We start from the raw sequence: 15,780 nt of genomic DNA, 5'->3' as shown, positions 1-15,780 counted from the left end.
AAACATCAAAACAATGTAAGCCATGCAACACAATGAAAAATTAGTCGAATTACTAAGCGACCTCGTAAGAATTAATAATGACCGTATAGAAGGCTACCAGAAAGCCATTGCGCAAACAGACGATGCCGACCTGAAAGCGCTGTTCCAGCGGATGGTAGATGAGAGCCGCACTTATGTAGACCAACTGAACCAGGAACGGGTACAGTTTGGCAGCGATATTGAGACCGGGACCACGGCTTCCGGTAAGATATACCGCACCTGGATGGACGTAAAGGCTACCTTTACCGGCAGTAACCGCCACGCCATACTGGCCAGTTGCGAATACGGGGAAGACGCCGCCCAGCGCGCCTACGAGGAGGCCCTGGCATCGGACGCTCCCATGCCATACAGCGTAAGGGAGCTGATCGCTAACCAGAAAGGCGCCCTGCGGCGTTCGCACGACACTATTAAAACATACCGGGATATGGAGAAAGTAGGCTGATACACCATTTGGGTTGTGCAACCGGGGTATCCGTATTCATTTTGTTCAATCAGGCCGGTTGATCAGGTTGTTCATTATGCCAGGCTTAAATTTGGACCAGATGTTACGGTAACTGCTTATCTCTATAAGCACCCCAGAATGCTCTAATAATTAATGGATTTAGGTTTTCACAATGCCTTCCGCCTGCAGGCGGAAGGCATTTTTTATGTACTTCGTTAACGGCTGCCGGCCAGCACCCGGTCCCAGTCTTTCCATACCGGCTCATAGCCCTGGGCCCGCAGCATGCCGGCAATGGCGGCAGGGCTGCGCTCGTCCGATATCTCGAACTGTTCCAGGGATTGCGGGTCGGCAGCATAACCGCCGGGGTTGGTCCTGGAGCCGGCGCTCAGGGAGGTGATGCCCAGCTTTATCACATGGTTGCGGAAACGTTCAGACTCCCGGGTGGAAAGACTTAGCTCCACATCGGGGTCCAGCAGGCGGTAAGCGCAGATGAGCTGCACCAGCTCCCGGTCGTTCATTTCCACTTTGGGCGGCAGCCCGCCGGCGCAGGGCCGCAGGCGCGGGAAAGAAATGCTGTACCGGGTTTGCCAGTAGGTCTTCTCCAGGTACTGCAGGTGCAGGGCGGTAAAGAAGCTGTCTGTGCGCCAGTCCTCCAGGCCTATCAATACGCCCAGCCCGGTTTTATAGATGCCGGCCCGGCCCAGCCGGTCCGGGGTTTCCAGCCGGTAATGGAAATTGGACTTGCGGCCCTTGGGGTGGTGCAGCTTGTAATCCGCCTGGTGATAGGTTTCCTGGTACACCAGCACGCTTTGCAGGCCCAGCGGTATCAGGGCCGCATAATCCGCCTCGTCCAGTGGCTGCACTTCCATGCTGATATGGGAGAAGTGCGGGCGTACCAGCTCCAGCGCCGTTTTGAAATATTCCACGCCCACCGTTTGCCAGGCCTCGCCGGTTACCAGCAGCACGTGCTCATAACCCATGGCCTTGATGGCCTGCACTTCCTGCAGTATCTCCGCTTCATCCAGGGTTTTGCGGCGGATCTTGTTATCCAGGCTGAACCCGCAATAAGTGCAGATGTTCTGGCACTCATTGGAGAGGTACAGGGGTATGTACATTTGTATGGTATTGCCAAAGCGCTGCCGGGTGAGCTGGTGGCTAAGCTGCGCCATCTGCTCCAGGTAGGGTTGCGCCGCCGGCGACAGCAGGGCCATAAAATCATCCAGGCTGCGCCGGTTGTTTGCCAGCGCCCGCTCCACGTCCTGCGCGGTTTTGCCGTAGATGTCCGCTTTCACGGCATCCCAGTTATATTGGTCAAATATGTCTTTAAAACTCTCCATAAAAATTAATAATGAATAATTAATAATCGTAACGCCGGTCTTTCAATGGAGCACTACTGCTACAGGTATTATTAATTGTTAATTCTTAATTATTAATTATCGTCGTCCAGGAACGCTACCAGTGGGCTGGTAGCATGCGCCTGCTGCTGGCTGCCGCCCAGCCCGGCTTCGTAAGCCTGCCTGCCGGCTTCCACCGCCTGTTTGAAGGCCTGCGCCATGCGCACCGGGTCCTTAGCCACGGCAATGGCGGTGTTTACCAGCACGGCGTCGGCGCCCATTTCCAGGGCCCGGGCCGCATCCGAGGGGCGGCCGATACCGGCGTCTATTATCACCGGCACCCGGCTTTGTTCAATAATGATCTCCAGGAAGTCAAAGGTCTTCAGGCCTTTGTTGCTGCCAATGGGCGCGCCCAGTGGCATTACGGCTGCCGTGCCTGCTTCTTCCAGGCGTTTGCACAGCACCGGGTCTGCATGCACATAGGGCAGCACCACAAAGCCCAGCTTTACCAGCTCCTCCGCTGCCAGCAAAGTCTCTACCGGGTCCGGCAGCAGGTAGCGCGGGTCCGGGTGTATCTCAAGCTTTATCCAGTTGGTGTCCAGCGCTTCGCGGGCCAACTGGGCGGCGTATACCGCTTCCCTGGCCGTACGCACGCCGGAAGTATTAGGCAACAGTTGCAGTTGCGGGTGCTGGAGGTGTTGCAGCATATCGTCCGACTGGTCCTGCAGGTCTACCCGCTTCAGCGCTACGGTTACCAGTTCCGAGCCGGAGGCCAGCAGCGCCTGCTCCATGAGCGCTGCGGAAGAAAATTTGCCCGTGCCGGTAAACAGGCGGGATTGAAAAGTACGCCCCGCTATTATCAATGGTGTCATGATCCCTGGTTTAAGCATGTCAGTAAAATATTATCTACCACCGCCTGCCGGTTGCCCGCATGGGTAATGGCCCCGCTTACGGCCACGCCGTGCACGCCCGCCGCCCGCAGCGCCGCTACGTCTTCCGGCAAAATGCCGCCGATGGCCACTATGGGAATGCGTACCTGCTGCGCTTCCAGCGCCTGCATGATACGGGCAATGCCTTCCAGTCCCAGTACGGGGCTCAGCTTTTGCTTGGTAGTGGTAAAGCGGTAAGGGCCCAGCCCTACATAGCTGGCCCCGTCCTTTACGTGCTGCAGAATGTCGTCCAGGGTATTGGCGGTGCCGCCCACGATAAAATCCGCGCCGGTGATCTCCCTGGCAGCGGCCACCGTCATATCATTTTTGCCTACGTGCACACCCTGTGCGTTTACCGCTTTGGCGATTTGCGGGTAGTCGTTAATGATGAGGGTGGCGCCGTACTGGTCGCATAGCTGCCGGGCCGTCCGGGCGGTGGTCAGCACGTCCTCCGGCGCAGCGTCCTTGATGCGCAGTTGTATCCATTTGCAGCCGGCCTCGCAGGCCGCCTGTATATTGGCAATATGGCCTGCAGTAGCTGTTTGTTGCGATATGTAATGTAAGTGGCTGATCATAAGTGATGATATCCTAATAAAGATGAATGACTGGAAAGGAATTTTTCCGTATATGCCTTGCCGTTAGTACAGGCTACAGGTAGCGTATGGCCCAGCGCGAGCTGTGCAGTAATGGCGGCGGAAAGCACGCACCCGGAGCCGTGCTTGGCATGCACCTGCTGGCTGCCCGGCGGCAGGTTGTACTCGCCATCGGCCGTGTACAGGGTGTCCCAGCCCAGGCGTTCGGGCCGGTGCCCGCCTTTGAGCAATACGGCGCAGTGCCTGCTCAGCCTTACGGCGGCGGTTTGTCCGTCGTGGTGCGGCCGGTTGCCACCCAGTACCAGCACTTCCTCGTAATTGGGCGTAAGCAGGTAGAGGTAAGGCAATACGGCCTGCCAGGCCCCAGCCTGCGCCGCCTCATGAAAATTGAAACCGGCGGAGGCTTTCAGCACCGGGTCCAGGATAATGCGGATACCGGGCCGCAGCACATGCAGGGCGCGCACTACTTCCAGCAGGGTAGGCACATCGGCCATGATGCCTATTTTGCAGTAGACGGGCGCAAACTTCTTCAGCAGCGGCTTTGCCTGGGCAATAATGCGGCCGGCCGGCAGCCACTCCACGGACAGGAAGTGCCGGTCCGTTTGCACGGTCAGGGCCGTACAAACGCCCAGCCCGTATATCTTGTGGGCCTCAAAGGTCTTTATATCCGCCAGCAGCCCGGCGCCCCCGCTGGGGTCCAGCCCGGCCAGGCTCATAACGTATGGGCGTTCGCGTTCCATATGTTGCTGATATGATTGTATTGTTCCACCGCCTTGCCCGGCGTGTTCCAGATGGCGCCCAGCAGGGCGATACCGTCAAAACCCATTTCCCGCGCCCGGGCGGCATTGGTATGGTTCACCCCGCCCAGGGCCAGTATGCGCGCCCGGCCTTCCGGTCGCTGCAGCCGGAAGCCGGCAGGATACCGGCTTTTATACCCCGGTTTGGAAATACTGTCAAACACCGGGCTTAGCAGCAGCAGGTCCCATTCCTGCGCCGCGGCCGGTAAGGCGGCCGTGTCGTGAATGCCGGTGCTAAGCAGGCAGTGCGGCGGGTAATGCATGGCTGGCTGCGGGAGGCCGCTGTTGCGCAGCCGCTCGCTGTAGTGCACGCCCATAAGCCCGTAGCGCCTGCACAGCGGCCAGTGTTCGGCTACCAGTATCCTGCTGTAGCAGACCGGGTCTACCTGGTCCAGCAGGCGGGCATAGTCCTCCTGCGTCCGGCCCGGCTTGCGCAGCAGCAGGGCGTCTGCGCCGGCGGCCAGCAGCTCCTGCCAGCGGGCGGTTTCCTGCGGCAGCGTTTCCGGATGGGTGATGATCAGTAGCATGCGGTTACAAATAAATATCTCCTCCCTGCAGCTTAAATGCTTCGGACTGCGCCTGCATGCCGGCTTCCAGCGCCTCCTGCTCCGCTACGCCCTGGTTAGCGGCAAAGTCGCGCACCTCCTGGGTGATCTTCATGGAGCAGAAATGCGGGCCGCACATGGAGCAGAAGTGCGCTATCTTGGCGCCCTCCGCCGGCAGGGTTTCGTCATGATAGGACCGGGCGGTTTCCGGGTCCAGGGAAAGGTTGAACTGGTCTTCCCAGCGGAATTCAAAGCGGGCCTTGCTCAGCGCATTGTCCCGGTGCTGCGCCCCGGGATGTCCCTTGGCCAGGTCGGCCGCATGGGCGGCTATCTTGTAGGCAATCACGCCCTGCCGTACATCTTCCTTGTTGGGCAGGCCCAGGTGCTCCTTTGGCGTTACATAGCACAGCATGGCGGTGCCAAACCAACCTATCATGGCGGCGCCAATGGCAGAGGTAATATGATCGTAGCCGGGCGCGATATCAGTGGTCAATGGCCCCAGCGTATAAAAAGGCGCTTCCTGGCAGTGCTGCAACTGCTTTTCCATATTGGCCTTGATGAGCTGCATGGGCACGTGGCCGGGCCCTTCTATCATTACCTGTACGTCATGCTGCCAGGCCTTTTGGGTAAGCTCGCCCAGGGTTTCCAGCTCGGCAAACTGGGCCGCGTCGTTGGCGTCGGCAATGCTGCCGGGACGCAGGCCGTCGCCCAGGGAAAAAGCCACGTCATAGGCCTTCATGATCTCGCAGATCTCCTCAAAATGTGTGTACAGGAAATTCTCCTGGTGATGTGCCAGGCACCATTTGGCCATGATGCTGCCCCCGCGGGATACAATGCCGGTGGTACGTTTAGCCGTGAGCGGTACATAGCGCAGCAGCACCCCGGCGTGGATCGTGAAATAGTCCACGCCCTGCTCGGCCTGTTCAATGAGCGTATCGCGGAAAATGTCCCAGGTAAGCGCTTCCGCCTTGCCGTTCACCTTTTCCAGCGCCTGGTAAATGGGCACCGTACCAATGGGCACCGGGGAATTGCGGATGATCCATTCCCGGGTTTCGTGTATATGTTTCCCTGTGCTAAGGTCCATAATGGTGTCTGCACCCCAGCGGCAGGCCCATACGGCTTTTTCCACTTCCTCCTCTATGCCGGAGCTAACGGCGGAATTGCCGATGTTGGCATTGATCTTTACCAGGAAATTGCGGCCAATGATCATGGGCTCGCTTTCCGGGTGGTTGATGTTGGAGGGGATGATAGCGCGGCCTGCCGCTACTTCCTGCCGTACAAACTCGGGCGTAATGAAGCGCACGGGTGTGTTGGCCCCGAAGGAGTGGCCTTTATGCTGCTGCCAGAGCTCGTTGTTTTCCCGGTACAGTTGCTCCGCGCACTGGTTTTCGCGGATGGCGATGTATTCCATTTCCGGGGTGATGATGCCCTGGCGGGCGTAGTGCATCTGCGATACATTACGGCCGGCTTTTGCGCGCAGCGGCGTTTGCAGGTGGGCAAAGCGCAGGCTGTCCAGTTGCTGGTCTGCCAGGCGCTCCCGGCCATAGGCGGAGCTGAGGCCGGGCAGCGGCTCCACGTCCTTACGGTCCAGTATCCAGGATTGCCGCAGGCGGGGCAGCCCCTGCCGCACGTCGATGGGAACGGAAGGATCGGTGTAGGGCCCGCTGGTATCATACACCACCACGGGTGCGTTGTCTACCGTATCGCCGTTCTTACCATGCAGGCGTGTAGGCGTTAGGGTTATCCGGCGCATGGCTACCCGGATATCATGCAGTTTTCCCTGCACGTACACCTTCCCGGAAGCCGGAAAGGGCGCGCGGCTGATCGTATGCTCAGAAGGTTGTTGAGACATCGTTGAATGATTTAAATGGTCAGAAAAAGAAAGGGAAGAAGAATGAAGTAGTTCACCCCCCCTGTGTAGCGCGGATGATGGTCACCTTATCTGCCGCCTGCAGCGTTTGCTGTTCCCAGCGGGCTTTAGGGATCACCTGGTTGTTGACGGCAATAGCAATGCCTTTTGCGGATGGTAGCTGAATAAACTGTAACAGCGCAGCAACGGTGGTAGATGGCTGCACCGCATAAAGTTTATTGTTCACAAGTACTTCCATGTGTTGACAGGAATTTTTAAGATGAAACAATAAACTTTAAGGATGTGAAATAAGAAGAGATAGATCAGTAACTTTTCCCTCCGGCAGTATGAGCTGCGTCAGGTACTGAGGGTATTATCTCAGCCTCCCGGTTGGTCACCGGGAAACACCCCTAAAGTGAAGCCTAAAGGTAGCAGTTAATTTTTAATTAGCACATTATAATCTCTATCTTTGATTTGTTACCTTCTGCATATATGATCAGACACCTGTTAGTACCAGTACTCATCACCGTCTTTGCCGCCTGTAGCGAGCAGCCCAAAAAGCCCGACCCGGTTGTAACGGAGGACAGCAGCCTGCTGCAGCGGATAGATACGGCGGCTATTGCGCCTGGGCCTGATACCGCCTTTATTCAGGCAGACACCGCTACGTGGCGGCCGGAGCAACTGATCGGGAAGTGGTTGCGCCCGGTACCCGGGCTGGATAAGGAGATGCAGGGTTTCCAGCTAAAGAAAAACGGCAGCGCCGTTTCCATCAACATGTATACGCTGGTATATGAAAAATGGGAACTGGTAAAAGACACCCTCCTGCTGTGGAATCATACGGAGGGAGAACAGCAGAAGGATTCTGCAGCCACCATAGACACCACCGTTATAAAAGACCTTACGGATTCTACGCTGGTACTGTTCCCGGTAAAGGCCGCCGAAGGGTACCTGGAGGAATACCAGAAGAAAAAGTAAAAGGTCAGCTATACGTTAGCCACAAGCCTATTACCAGTGATACTACGGCCATAAAAATGCCGCCCGCCGCCAGTTGCATATCGTCAATATTCTTGCGGGCCATCCACAGGCAAACAATACCCGTTACTGCAGCAATGCTGCCCATTATAATGGCGGTAGAGGGCGTTTTGGTAAGGAACGAGATAATAGCAGCAACGATGCCGGCGCCCAGCCCTATAAAACCGGCTATCTTGGTCGTTGCTACGTGATGTTCTTGTGCCATAACAGATAATTATAGATTATAGGAATACTGATATCTCCATCATGAATTGGCAGGCTTTTCCACTAAAACATCCGTCTTCTCCCAGGGCACTTTCAACAAGGGGCCTATTTCCTGGTATCGGGGCTCCTGGTACTCATCCAGTCCATATTGAATGCGCGTAGTGTCCGGCACCTTTACAAAGGTGCCGCAAATACGGTCCCAGATAGAAAATATATTCGCATAATTGGAATCTGTTTCGGGCTGGTAGCGGCTGTGGTGCACCTTGTGCATGTCCGGCGATACAATTACCCAGCTCAGCGCCCGGTCCAGCCAGTGGGGCAGGTGTATGTTGGCGTGATTGAACTGAGACATCAGGGCGGACAGGCTCTGGTACAACATCACCATCCAGATGGGGATGCCCATGGTCACAATGGCCGCTGCCAGTGCCAGCACCCGGAACAGGCTTTCTACCGGGTGATGCCGGAGGGCGGTGGTTACATCTATAGCCGTATCTATATGGTGTATCTTGTGGAAATGCCACATCCAGGCCACCTTATGCTGGACCAGGTGTATGAGGTAGGCGCCTATGAAATCCATCATCAGCAGGGCCAGGATGGTATGCAGCCACAGCGGCATACCGGTCCAGTACAGCAGTCCGAACTGCTCCCGGCTGGCCCATTCCGATGCCTTTACTATCAGGAAGGCGAAGCCCAGGTTAATAATGGCGGTGGTAAGGGTAAAGAAAAGGTTGGTGCCTGCATGCCGGTACCGGTTGTACCGGAAGCGGAACCGCGGTATAAAGCCCTCTATGATCCATAGCAATAACAATCCTGCCACCAGTATAGCAGTGCGGTAAGATGAGGGGATATTAGCGAAAAATGCCTCCATGGATGCCGTATTCAGTTATCGCGGAACGGGAATTAACGTGGCCTGCCTGTTGTACTGTAATTACTGTCCTGTGTTGTTTATTTCCGCTATAAATTACGATTTTTTGGGCAATTTATTTTGCCGCAAAGCCAGTGCCAGTAAAGAAAAAAGCAACCTCTTTGGCAGAGATTGCTTTATATAAATTAATTATTATTAATTCTTCATCATTAATTATTCAGCATCAGCGGCATCACCAGCATCAGCAGGTCCTCGTTGTCCGCTTTTTCGGACGGTTTCAGGATACCGGCTTTGGTGGGGGTGGACAGCTCGATGGAGATCTCGTCTCCTTCGGCCGCGTTCAGCATTTCTATCAGGAATTTGGCGTTGAAGGCGATTTGCATATCATCGCCGGTATACTGGCAGCTCATACGCTCCGTACCTTCAAAGGAAAAATCCACATCCTGGGCGGTGAGCTGCAGCTCGCTGCCGCTGATGTTCAGCGCCACCTGGTTGGTGCTTTTGTTGGCAAACACGCTTACCCGCTTCAGTGCGTTCTGGAAATCGGATTTTGCCACGGTCAGCCGGTACGGGTTATCCTTGGGTATTACTACTTTGTAATCGGGGAAACGGGCGTCTATCAGGCGGCATATCATCTGCGCCCCGTCGTGCGATACAAAGAAATGGTTCTGGCTGTAGGAGATCTTTACTTCGCTCTCGTTGTCCGGCAGGGCGGACTTCAGCAGGTTCAGCGGCTTTTTGGGCACGATGAAGGTATCGGACTGGGGACAGTTGGCGTCTGTTCTCACGTACTTTACCAGGCGGTGCGCATCGGTCGCCACAAATGTGAGGCTTTTGTCGGCCAGCTCAAAGTATACCCCCGTCATGGCCGGGCGCAGGTCGTCGTTGCTCACGGCAAACAGGGTTTTGTTAATGGCCGTTACCAGTGCGGACGATTCCAGGGTGAAGGAGGTGGTATCATCTGCCGCCGGTTCTTTCGGGAAGTTCTCCGGGTTTTCTCCCATCACCTTGTACTTGCCGTTGTCGGAAGTGATCTCTACGGCGTAGGAGTTCATATCTATATGAAAGGTCAGCGGCTGATCGGGCAGGTTCTTCAGGGAGTCCATCAGTATCTTGGCCGGGATGCAAATGCGGCCGCTTTCCTTGGCTTCTACCTCCAGCTTTACCTTCATTACAGTTTCAAGGTCGGTAGCTACTACCGTAAGTTGGTTCTTGTCAATCAGGAAAAGAAAATCTTCCAATATTGGCAGCACCGTGTTGGAGTTAATGACCCCGCTGATCTGTTGTAATTGCTTTAACAAAGTAGAGGAAGAAACAATAAATTTCATTTGTTAATGTTTATTTTTTATGGTCATTCACATGTCATCTTTATGAATGCGAACAAAGATAGAAAAATTACCAGTTCGCTAATTTACTAGTTTGCCTGTTACCAAGTTGCACCCGTCCCCTTTTTATAAACCGATTGCAGTAGGCGGCATGGGAAATGGCTGCTGAATAAAAATATGGCATTCCCCTTGTTTTGTTAGATAAAATTCATTTATCAGCCAGTTGTTTTGGATAATATGAAAAGAACTTGATCTTTCTTTCAAGGTATGTACAGAATCGGTTACCTTTGGCGCGCGAAAGAAAAAGTTATTCACACTAAAACCGGGTTTTATGCAACTGTCTCATTTAGCCGAAACGCTGATCGGGTCTGAAATTATTAAACTGGCCGGTGAGATAAAGGAGAAGATAGCCAAAGGCGAGCAAATCTACAACTTCACGATCGGTGATTTTGATCCGAAAGTGTTCCCTATTCCGGCTGAGTTTGAGCAGGAAATCATTACCGCTTACCAGGAGCATTACACCAACTACCCCCCGGCAGACGGCATTCCGGAGCTGCGCAAGGCGGTCGGCAGCTTTATTGCGGAACGCGAAGGGCTGGTATACGATCCTGCCAAGGAGATCGTGATCTCCTGCGGCGGCCGCCCCATTATTTACGCTACTTACAGGACCATTGTAGACCGCGGCGAAAAAGTGATCTACGCTACCCCTTCCTGGAACAATAACCACTATACGCATTTCCTGGAGGCGGAGCACGCTGTGCTGGAAACCTCGCCGGAGAACAATTTTATGCCCACGGCTGCGGAGCTGAAGCCCCTGCTGAAAGGCGCCACCCTGCTGGCGCTGTGCTCCCCGCAGAATCCCACCGGCACCACCTTTGGCAAACAGCAACTGGAAGAGATCTGCGACCTGGTGATAGCCGAGAACAAAAGCCGCGGTGCAGGTGAAAAGCCGCTGTACATTATGTACGACCAGATGTACTGGGTGCTGACCTACGGCGAAACGCAACACTACAACCCGGTAACCCTGCGCCCGGAGCTGAAGGACTATACGATCTTTATTGACGGTATGAGCAAGGCTTTTGCCGCTACCGGCGTGCGGGTAGGCTGGGCCCTGGGTCCGGCAGAGGTGATCGCGAAAATGAAGGCCATTCTTTCCCATGTGGGCGCCTGGAGCCCGATGGCGGAACAAAAGGCCGCTGCCCGCTACCTGGTGCAGCAGGATAATGTAGATAAACACCTGCTGCATTTCAAGGCGGAAATAGAAGAAAGGCTGCTGCGTATATACGAAGGCTTTGTAAGCCTGAAAAAGGCCGGCCACCCGGTGGACTGTATTGCTCCCCAGGCCGCTATCTACCTCACTATCCGCCTGGACCTGAAGGGTAAAAAGACGGCGAACGGCGCCGTGCTGGCAGACCAGGCCGCCGTTACCTCCTATTTATTAAATGAGGCCAAACTGGCCGTTGTGCCCTTCTACGCCTTTGGCGCCGCCAAAGATTCCTCCTGGTACCGCCTGAGCGTGGGCACCTGCGTGAAGGAAGAGATACCCGCCATGCTGGAGCAGTTGAAGGCGGCACTGGAGAAATTGAAGTAGGAAGTAAGATGTAGGAAATAAGAGATAAGCAGGAGATAAGTAGTGGCAAACCCGGTTTGCGCTGCTTGTTTCCTGCTTTTTTTATGTTGCCGCACCTCCTACCTCCTACTTCTTACCTCCTACCTCCTATATCCTACCTCCCACCTCCTACTGTTTCCATGGGAAAAACACCCGGGAACCTGACTTTTTGACTTTTACCCTCGAAAAGTTAAATAACTGTTAATTGGTCAACTTTGTTTACCAAGTCTGGAATTTTTACTATTTTTGACCCGGAAACTAAAAAAGTCGAAAAGTAAAATGATTGCAGAGACCAAAGACGAAATGCGGGAGAGAATACTGGAGGCAGCTCTGAAACGCTTTACCCACTATGGATCAGCTAAGACCACCATGACCGAGATCGCGGACGACCTGGGCTGCTCCAAGGCATCACTGTACTATTATTTTCCGGATAAAAAGGGACTGCACAAGGCAGTACTGATGAAAATAGCCGATGATTTCTTTGCGGAGATGGAAGCCGAGGCAGATCACGTCCATTCCGCCGAGGAGTGCCTGAAGCGGATCAACGGGATCCGCAGCAATTTCCTGCAGCGGTTTTGCCGGCTGGAGCTGTTTAAAGTGATGAATGAAACCCAGACGGAAGAAATGCAGGGAGTGATGAAAGCAGCAAAGGAAAGAGAGCACAGGCTGGTGACCCGTATTATCCGGGCCGGCGCAGCTTCCGGCGAGCTGGAGGTGGACGACCCGGAAGGGGTGGCGCTCCTGTACAACCGGGCCATGATGGGACTGCGCTTTTCTGTGCTGGATTACCCGCCGGACTATGCAGACCTGGAGCGGGAGGATATCCAGCAGATCATGGAACAACAGCAGTTACTGACAGAGATATTTTTAAAAGCACTTAAACGGCATTAAACGGGAATTATGACGGTGCGGGACAGGATACTGGATACAGCGCTTCGGATGTTCCGGACATACGGGATCAAGAGTGTGACCATGTTCGATATTTCACGCGAATGTGGCATTTCAAAGAAGACAGTGTATGAGCATTTCACAGATAAAGCGGAACTGGTACAGGAAGGCATAGGTACTTTACTGGAAATGCTCACGGAACAGATGAGCAGCGCGCGCAGGGAAGCTGCAGACGCTATAGATGAACTGATGAGAACGACCCGGAACATCGAAGTGCTGGGCCGCACCATGAACCCGGTCATGCTGTTTGAAATACAGAAGTATCACCCGCAGGCGGCGCAGGCCATTGCACAGTTCAAGCGCGAGGGCGTGCTGCAGCATATCCGGGAAAACCTGGAGCGGGGCATCGCAGAAGGATGGTACAGGAGCAACCTGAACATGGATATTATTGCCCGTATGCGGCAATTGCAACTGGAATCGGCATTTGACCCTTCGCAATACCCTGCGGAACAGTTCGATCCGCATGAGGTGATGCAGGAGATCACAGCCAACTACATCATGGGCATTGCCACCCTTGAAGGCCACAAGCTGGCAGCCCGGTATTTACAATATAAAGAGGAAAACATCAGCACTACTTAAGATCAAAGGGTGAACAGATGGACGCTGCGCATACCCCCGGTACGCGTACAGGCCGCGCCATGCCCTGAAAAAATTAAAAATACGGATGAAACCGAACACGCGCACTTTGCTTACATGAAAGATGCTGCTGTGAGGTTCCATCTGGCAAAAGAAAAATCATATAGTTACAGATGAAACGGTTAAAGCTACTGCTTATCCTGCTTACCGGGATAGGCGTGTATAACGGGTATGCACAAACTGAAATGACATTGCAGGAGTGCCTGAAATACGCCCTGGCCAACAACCAGCGGCTGGCATATACCCGCCTGGATGAAGATATGGGGCGCTTCAAGACCGCCGAGGTAAAATCCCGCGCCCTGCCGCAGATCAACGGTACCGGTACGTATACCAACAATATCAAGAAACCGGTATTCCCCCTGCCCGGCGATGTGGTAGGCCAGCCGGGGCAAACAGTACTGCTGGAGTCCGGCCTTACCCATAACCTTTCCGCCGGCGCCACGCTGGAGCAGAAGGTGTTTGACCAGACGGTATTTACCGGGCTGAAGGCCGCCAAGACCACGGAGGAATATTACAGGATGGCCACCGTGCAGTCCGAAGAGAACGTGATCTACAACGTAAGCCAGGCCTACTACCAGGCGCTGGTAACCCGGGAAAAGATACGCGTGCTGGACGCCAATATCGGGAAGCTCAGCACCCTGGTGGAAACCACCAATACACAATTCCGGAATGGCCTTGCCCGGAAAATAGACCTGGACCGTATCAGGGTGAACCTTACGAATTACAAAACACAGCGCATCCAGCAGGAGAACCAGTACCTGGTGCAGTTGAACCAGCTCCGGCAGCAGATAGGCATGCCCGCAGGCACAGCGCTGGAGCTGCCCCGCGCCTCCTTTGCGGAGCTGGAAGATAAAACGGCCGCGGGCCTGGCCTTTGGCAGCCTGGACCTGGACAACCGGATCGAATACCGCCTGCTGGATAAGCAGACCGAGCTGCAGGAGCTGCAAAAAAAGGCTTACATCGCGGAGTATTACCCGAGCCTTTCGCTCACCGGCAGCTACTCTTACAACGGCCTCAGTAACAATTTCGATTTCCTGAAATCCAAGTCCAACGGCTCTACCGCCAACTGGTACGGGATGGCTTCCGTAGGCCTTACGCTGAAGATACCCATCTTCGACGGCTTTGGCCGCCGCTCCCGGGTAAACCAGGCGAATGTGACGCTGAGACAGCTCAGCAAGCAGAAAGAAGAAACGGCGCTCGCGCTCAATACCGCCTTTGAAAATGCCAAGCTGCAGGTAAAGAGCAACCTGGGCACCATACAGGCGCAGCAGGAGAACGTGGACCTGGCCAACGAGGTGTACAATGCTACGCAGAACAATTACAAGCTGGGCCTGGCGGACCTGACGGACCTGCTGGACGCGGAAACCTCGCTGACCGAAGCGCAGAACAATTACAACGAGGCGCTGCTGCAATACAAGCTGGCAGAGCTGGACATCATAAAATCAAATGGTAATCTTAAAAACTTGCTGAACTAAATACCCTTAAACATACAACGAATGAAAAAGATATTTATCTGGGGTGGTTTAACCGTACTGGCCGTAGCAGTGATCATGTGGAAGCTGGGCGCCAACAAGAAAGAGAACGAAACCAAAACTGAATTCGTAAAAAAGAGCAACACCGGCGAAGTGCCCGTACTGGTGCAGAAAGTAGCCAGGCAGGATTTTTCACAGGGCTTTTCCGCCAACGGCAATTTTGAGCCGGTGCGGGAGCTCACCTACCTGGCGGAAACATCCGGGCGTATCACCGACCTGTACGTGGAGGAAGGCAGCCACGTAAAGCCCGGCCAGGTAGTGGCCCGCATAGACGACGAGATACTGGGCACCGACCTGGAAAATTACAAGATCAGCATGGACCAGTTGCGGGTGGACAAAGAACGCTATGAAAGCGCTTTCAAGACAGGCGGCGTGACCGAGAAGCAGGTGGACGATATCCGCGTGCAGTACGAGCAGGCCGTGACCCGCTACGAGGCCGCCAGCCGCCGCATCCGCGATACCCGCGTAAAAGCCCCCATACAGGGCGTGATCAACGCCAGGTACGTAGAGAAGGGCGCCTACCTCCGGGCTGGCGACAAGATGTTCGACATCGTGGACGTGTCCCGCCTGAAGCTGGCGGTAAGCGTGCCGGAAGCGCAGGTGGTGCACCTGCAGGAAGGCCACAAGGTGAAGGTAACGGCCAACGTGTTCCCCGAAGTAACGTATGAGGGCCGCATCACTTTCATTGCCGCCAAAGGCGATAACACGCTCAACTATCCCGTGGAAATGGAAGTGACCAATGTGAGCGGCAAACCACTGAAAGCAGGTATGTACGGCAGCGCCCATTTTGAAATGCCGCAAAGCGCACCCATGATGCTGATACCGCGCACGGCCTTTACAGGCGGCGTCAACAGCAACCAGGTATACGTGCTGGCAGGCGACAGCGCCAAACTGCGCAAGGTAATAGCCGGCCGTATTTACGGCGACCAGGTAGAAATACGTGAAGGGCTGAAAGAAGGAGAGACCGTGATCACCAGCGGGCAGATCAACCTGGTAGATGGTGCAAAAGTAACCGTACAAACGCCCGCCAGCTAACAGTAACAGCGATGAAAAAAGACCTGTCAGGTTTTTAAAACCTGGCAGGTCTGCAAAAAAATCAGC

At 54.6% G+C, this 15,780-nt stretch carries 17 protein-coding genes and 1 riboswitch; of the genes, 7 read left to right on the top strand and 10 right to left on the bottom strand.

Going from position 1 to position 15,780, the window contains the following annotated elements:
- Positions 1-22 precede the first annotated feature (22 nt).
- Entirely contained in the window at positions 23-481 is a 459-nt protein-coding gene (locus LX66_RS04855) for a ferritin-like domain-containing protein (protein ID WP_145710756.1), read from the top strand.
- Positions 482-696: 215 nt separating this feature from the next.
- Here LX66_RS04855 and thiH read toward each other — a convergent pair whose 3' ends face one another.
- The 7 genes from thiH to thiS form a co-directional block, all read right to left on the bottom strand.
- Complete coding sequence (thiH, locus tag LX66_RS04850; RefSeq protein ID WP_145710755.1) at positions 697-1,818, bottom strand: 2-iminoacetate synthase ThiH; 1,122 nt, start codon at positions 1,816-1,818, stop codon at positions 697-699.
- 92 nt (positions 1,819-1,910) lie between these two features.
- Positions 1,911-2,687, bottom strand: a complete 777-nt coding sequence (locus LX66_RS04845) for a thiazole synthase (RefSeq protein WP_145710754.1) — start codon at positions 2,685-2,687, stop codon at positions 1,911-1,913.
- Complete coding sequence (locus tag LX66_RS04840; protein WP_145710753.1) at positions 2,684-3,319, bottom strand: thiamine phosphate synthase; 636 nt, start codon at positions 3,317-3,319, stop codon at positions 2,684-2,686. The genes LX66_RS04845 and LX66_RS04840 overlap by 4 nt, the downstream gene beginning before the upstream one ends.
- Positions 3,316-4,077: a hydroxymethylpyrimidine/phosphomethylpyrimidine kinase gene (locus LX66_RS04835; protein ID WP_145710752.1), complete on the bottom strand. Its 762-nt coding sequence runs from the start codon at positions 4,075-4,077 to the stop codon at positions 3,316-3,318. The genes LX66_RS04840 and LX66_RS04835 overlap by 4 nt, the downstream gene beginning before the upstream one ends.
- Positions 4,050-4,661, bottom strand: a complete 612-nt coding sequence (locus LX66_RS04830) for a thiamine phosphate synthase (RefSeq protein ID WP_145710751.1) — start codon at positions 4,659-4,661, stop codon at positions 4,050-4,052. The genes LX66_RS04835 and LX66_RS04830 overlap by 28 nt, the downstream gene beginning before the upstream one ends.
- 4 nt (positions 4,662-4,665) lie before the next feature.
- Positions 4,666-6,531, bottom strand: coding sequence for a phosphomethylpyrimidine synthase ThiC (gene thiC, locus LX66_RS04825; protein WP_145710750.1), 1,866 nt, complete (start codon positions 6,529-6,531; stop codon positions 4,666-4,668).
- 52 nt (positions 6,532-6,583) lie between these two features.
- Positions 6,584-6,787: a sulfur carrier protein ThiS gene (gene thiS / locus LX66_RS04820; RefSeq protein ID WP_145710749.1), complete on the bottom strand. Its 204-nt coding sequence runs from the start codon at positions 6,785-6,787 to the stop codon at positions 6,584-6,586.
- A 58-nt stretch (positions 6,788-6,845) separates the two neighbouring features.
- Positions 6,846-6,950: riboswitch (TPP riboswitch) on the bottom strand.
- Between the two features lie 70 nt (positions 6,951-7,020).
- On the opposite strand from thiS, the gene LX66_RS04815 reads away from it, so the two are divergent.
- Positions 7,021-7,503 carry a lipocalin-like domain-containing protein gene (locus LX66_RS04815; RefSeq protein WP_145710748.1) on the top strand — a complete coding sequence of 161 codons (483 nt, stop codon included), beginning with the start codon at positions 7,021-7,023 and terminating at the stop codon, positions 7,501-7,503.
- A 4-nt stretch (positions 7,504-7,507) separates the two neighbouring features.
- Here the strand turns inward: LX66_RS04815 and LX66_RS04810 are convergent, their stop codons facing one another.
- The 3 genes from LX66_RS04810 to dnaN all read right to left on the bottom strand — a co-directional run bounded on the left by LX66_RS04810 (position 7,508) and on the right by dnaN (position 9,957).
- Positions 7,508-7,765: a hypothetical protein gene (locus tag LX66_RS04810; protein ID WP_145710747.1), complete on the bottom strand. Its 258-nt coding sequence runs from the start codon at positions 7,763-7,765 to the stop codon at positions 7,508-7,510.
- A 39-nt stretch (positions 7,766-7,804) separates the two neighbouring features.
- Positions 7,805-8,632, bottom strand: a complete 828-nt coding sequence (locus LX66_RS04805) for a sterol desaturase family protein (RefSeq protein ID WP_145710746.1) — start codon at positions 8,630-8,632, stop codon at positions 7,805-7,807.
- 206 nt (positions 8,633-8,838) lie between these two features.
- Positions 8,839-9,957, bottom strand: coding sequence for a DNA polymerase III subunit beta (gene dnaN, locus LX66_RS04800; protein ID WP_145710745.1), 1,119 nt, complete (start codon positions 9,955-9,957; stop codon positions 8,839-8,841).
- A 328-nt stretch (positions 9,958-10,285) separates the two neighbouring features.
- Here dnaN and LX66_RS04795 point away from each other — a divergent pair, with 328 nt between their 5' ends.
- The 5 genes from LX66_RS04795 to LX66_RS04775 all read left to right on the top strand — a co-directional run bounded on the left by LX66_RS04795 (position 10,286) and on the right by LX66_RS04775 (position 15,714).
- Complete coding sequence (locus LX66_RS04795; protein ID WP_145710744.1) at positions 10,286-11,545, top strand: pyridoxal phosphate-dependent aminotransferase; 1,260 nt, start codon at positions 10,286-10,288, stop codon at positions 11,543-11,545.
- A gap of 297 nt (positions 11,546-11,842) precedes the next feature.
- Positions 11,843-12,454, top strand: coding sequence for a TetR/AcrR family transcriptional regulator (locus LX66_RS04790; protein WP_145710743.1), 612 nt, complete (start codon positions 11,843-11,845; stop codon positions 12,452-12,454).
- A gap of 9 nt (positions 12,455-12,463) precedes the next feature.
- Complete coding sequence (locus LX66_RS04785) at positions 12,464-13,090, top strand: TetR/AcrR family transcriptional regulator (RefSeq protein ID WP_145710742.1); 627 nt, start codon at positions 12,464-12,466, stop codon at positions 13,088-13,090.
- Positions 13,091-13,260: 170 nt separating this feature from the next.
- Positions 13,261-14,622, top strand: coding sequence for a TolC family protein (locus LX66_RS04780; protein WP_145710741.1), 1,362 nt, complete (start codon positions 13,261-13,263; stop codon positions 14,620-14,622).
- A gap of 21 nt (positions 14,623-14,643) precedes the next feature.
- Complete coding sequence (locus LX66_RS04775) at positions 14,644-15,714, top strand: efflux RND transporter periplasmic adaptor subunit (protein ID WP_145710740.1); 1,071 nt, start codon at positions 14,644-14,646, stop codon at positions 15,712-15,714.
- The last annotated feature ends 66 nt before the right edge of the window (positions 15,715-15,780 follow it).

The organism is Chitinophaga japonensis (assembly GCF_007830125.1).
Lineage (GTDB): Bacteria > Bacteroidota > Bacteroidia > Chitinophagales > Chitinophagaceae > Chitinophaga > Chitinophaga japonensis.
Note: the sequence above shows the minus strand (reverse complement) of the source record. Positions and strands in the feature narration are given on the sequence as shown.

Bases quoted from the DNA above. Each gene is read 5' to 3' on its own strand.
- LX66_RS04855 (WP_145710756.1), top strand. From the start codon at position 23: ATGCAACACAATGAAAAATTAGTCGAATTACTAAGCGACCTCGTAAGA.
- thiH (WP_145710755.1), bottom strand. From the start codon at position 1,818: ATGGAGAGTTTTAAAGACATATTTGACCAATATAACTGGGATGCCGTG.
- LX66_RS04845 (WP_145710754.1), bottom strand. From the start codon at position 2,687: ATGACACCATTGATAATAGCGGGGCGTACTTTTCAATCCCGCCTGTTT.
- LX66_RS04840 (WP_145710753.1), bottom strand. From the start codon at position 3,319: ATGATCAGCCACTTACATTACATATCGCAACAAACAGCTACTGCAGGC.
- LX66_RS04835 (WP_145710752.1), bottom strand. From the start codon at position 4,077: ATGGAACGCGAACGCCCATACGTTATGAGCCTGGCCGGGCTGGACCCC.
- LX66_RS04830 (WP_145710751.1), bottom strand. From the start codon at position 4,661: ATGCTACTGATCATCACCCATCCGGAAACGCTGCCGCAGGAAACCGCC.
- thiC (WP_145710750.1), bottom strand. From the start codon at position 6,531: ATGTCTCAACAACCTTCTGAGCATACGATCAGCCGCGCGCCCTTTCCG.
- thiS (WP_145710749.1), bottom strand. From the start codon at position 6,787: ATGGAAGTACTTGTGAACAATAAACTTTATGCGGTGCAGCCATCTACC.
- LX66_RS04815 (WP_145710748.1), top strand. From the start codon at position 7,021: ATGATCAGACACCTGTTAGTACCAGTACTCATCACCGTCTTTGCCGCC.
- LX66_RS04810 (WP_145710747.1), bottom strand. From the start codon at position 7,765: ATGGCACAAGAACATCACGTAGCAACGACCAAGATAGCCGGTTTTATA.
- LX66_RS04805 (WP_145710746.1), bottom strand. From the start codon at position 8,632: ATGGAGGCATTTTTCGCTAATATCCCCTCATCTTACCGCACTGCTATA.
- dnaN (WP_145710745.1), bottom strand. From the start codon at position 9,957: ATGAAATTTATTGTTTCTTCCTCTACTTTGTTAAAGCAATTACAACAG.
- LX66_RS04795 (WP_145710744.1), top strand. From the start codon at position 10,286: ATGCAACTGTCTCATTTAGCCGAAACGCTGATCGGGTCTGAAATTATT.
- LX66_RS04790 (WP_145710743.1), top strand. From the start codon at position 11,843: ATGATTGCAGAGACCAAAGACGAAATGCGGGAGAGAATACTGGAGGCA.
- LX66_RS04785 (WP_145710742.1), top strand. From the start codon at position 12,464: ATGACGGTGCGGGACAGGATACTGGATACAGCGCTTCGGATGTTCCGG.
- LX66_RS04780 (WP_145710741.1), top strand. From the start codon at position 13,261: ATGAAACGGTTAAAGCTACTGCTTATCCTGCTTACCGGGATAGGCGTG.
- LX66_RS04775 (WP_145710740.1), top strand. From the start codon at position 14,644: ATGAAAAAGATATTTATCTGGGGTGGTTTAACCGTACTGGCCGTAGCA.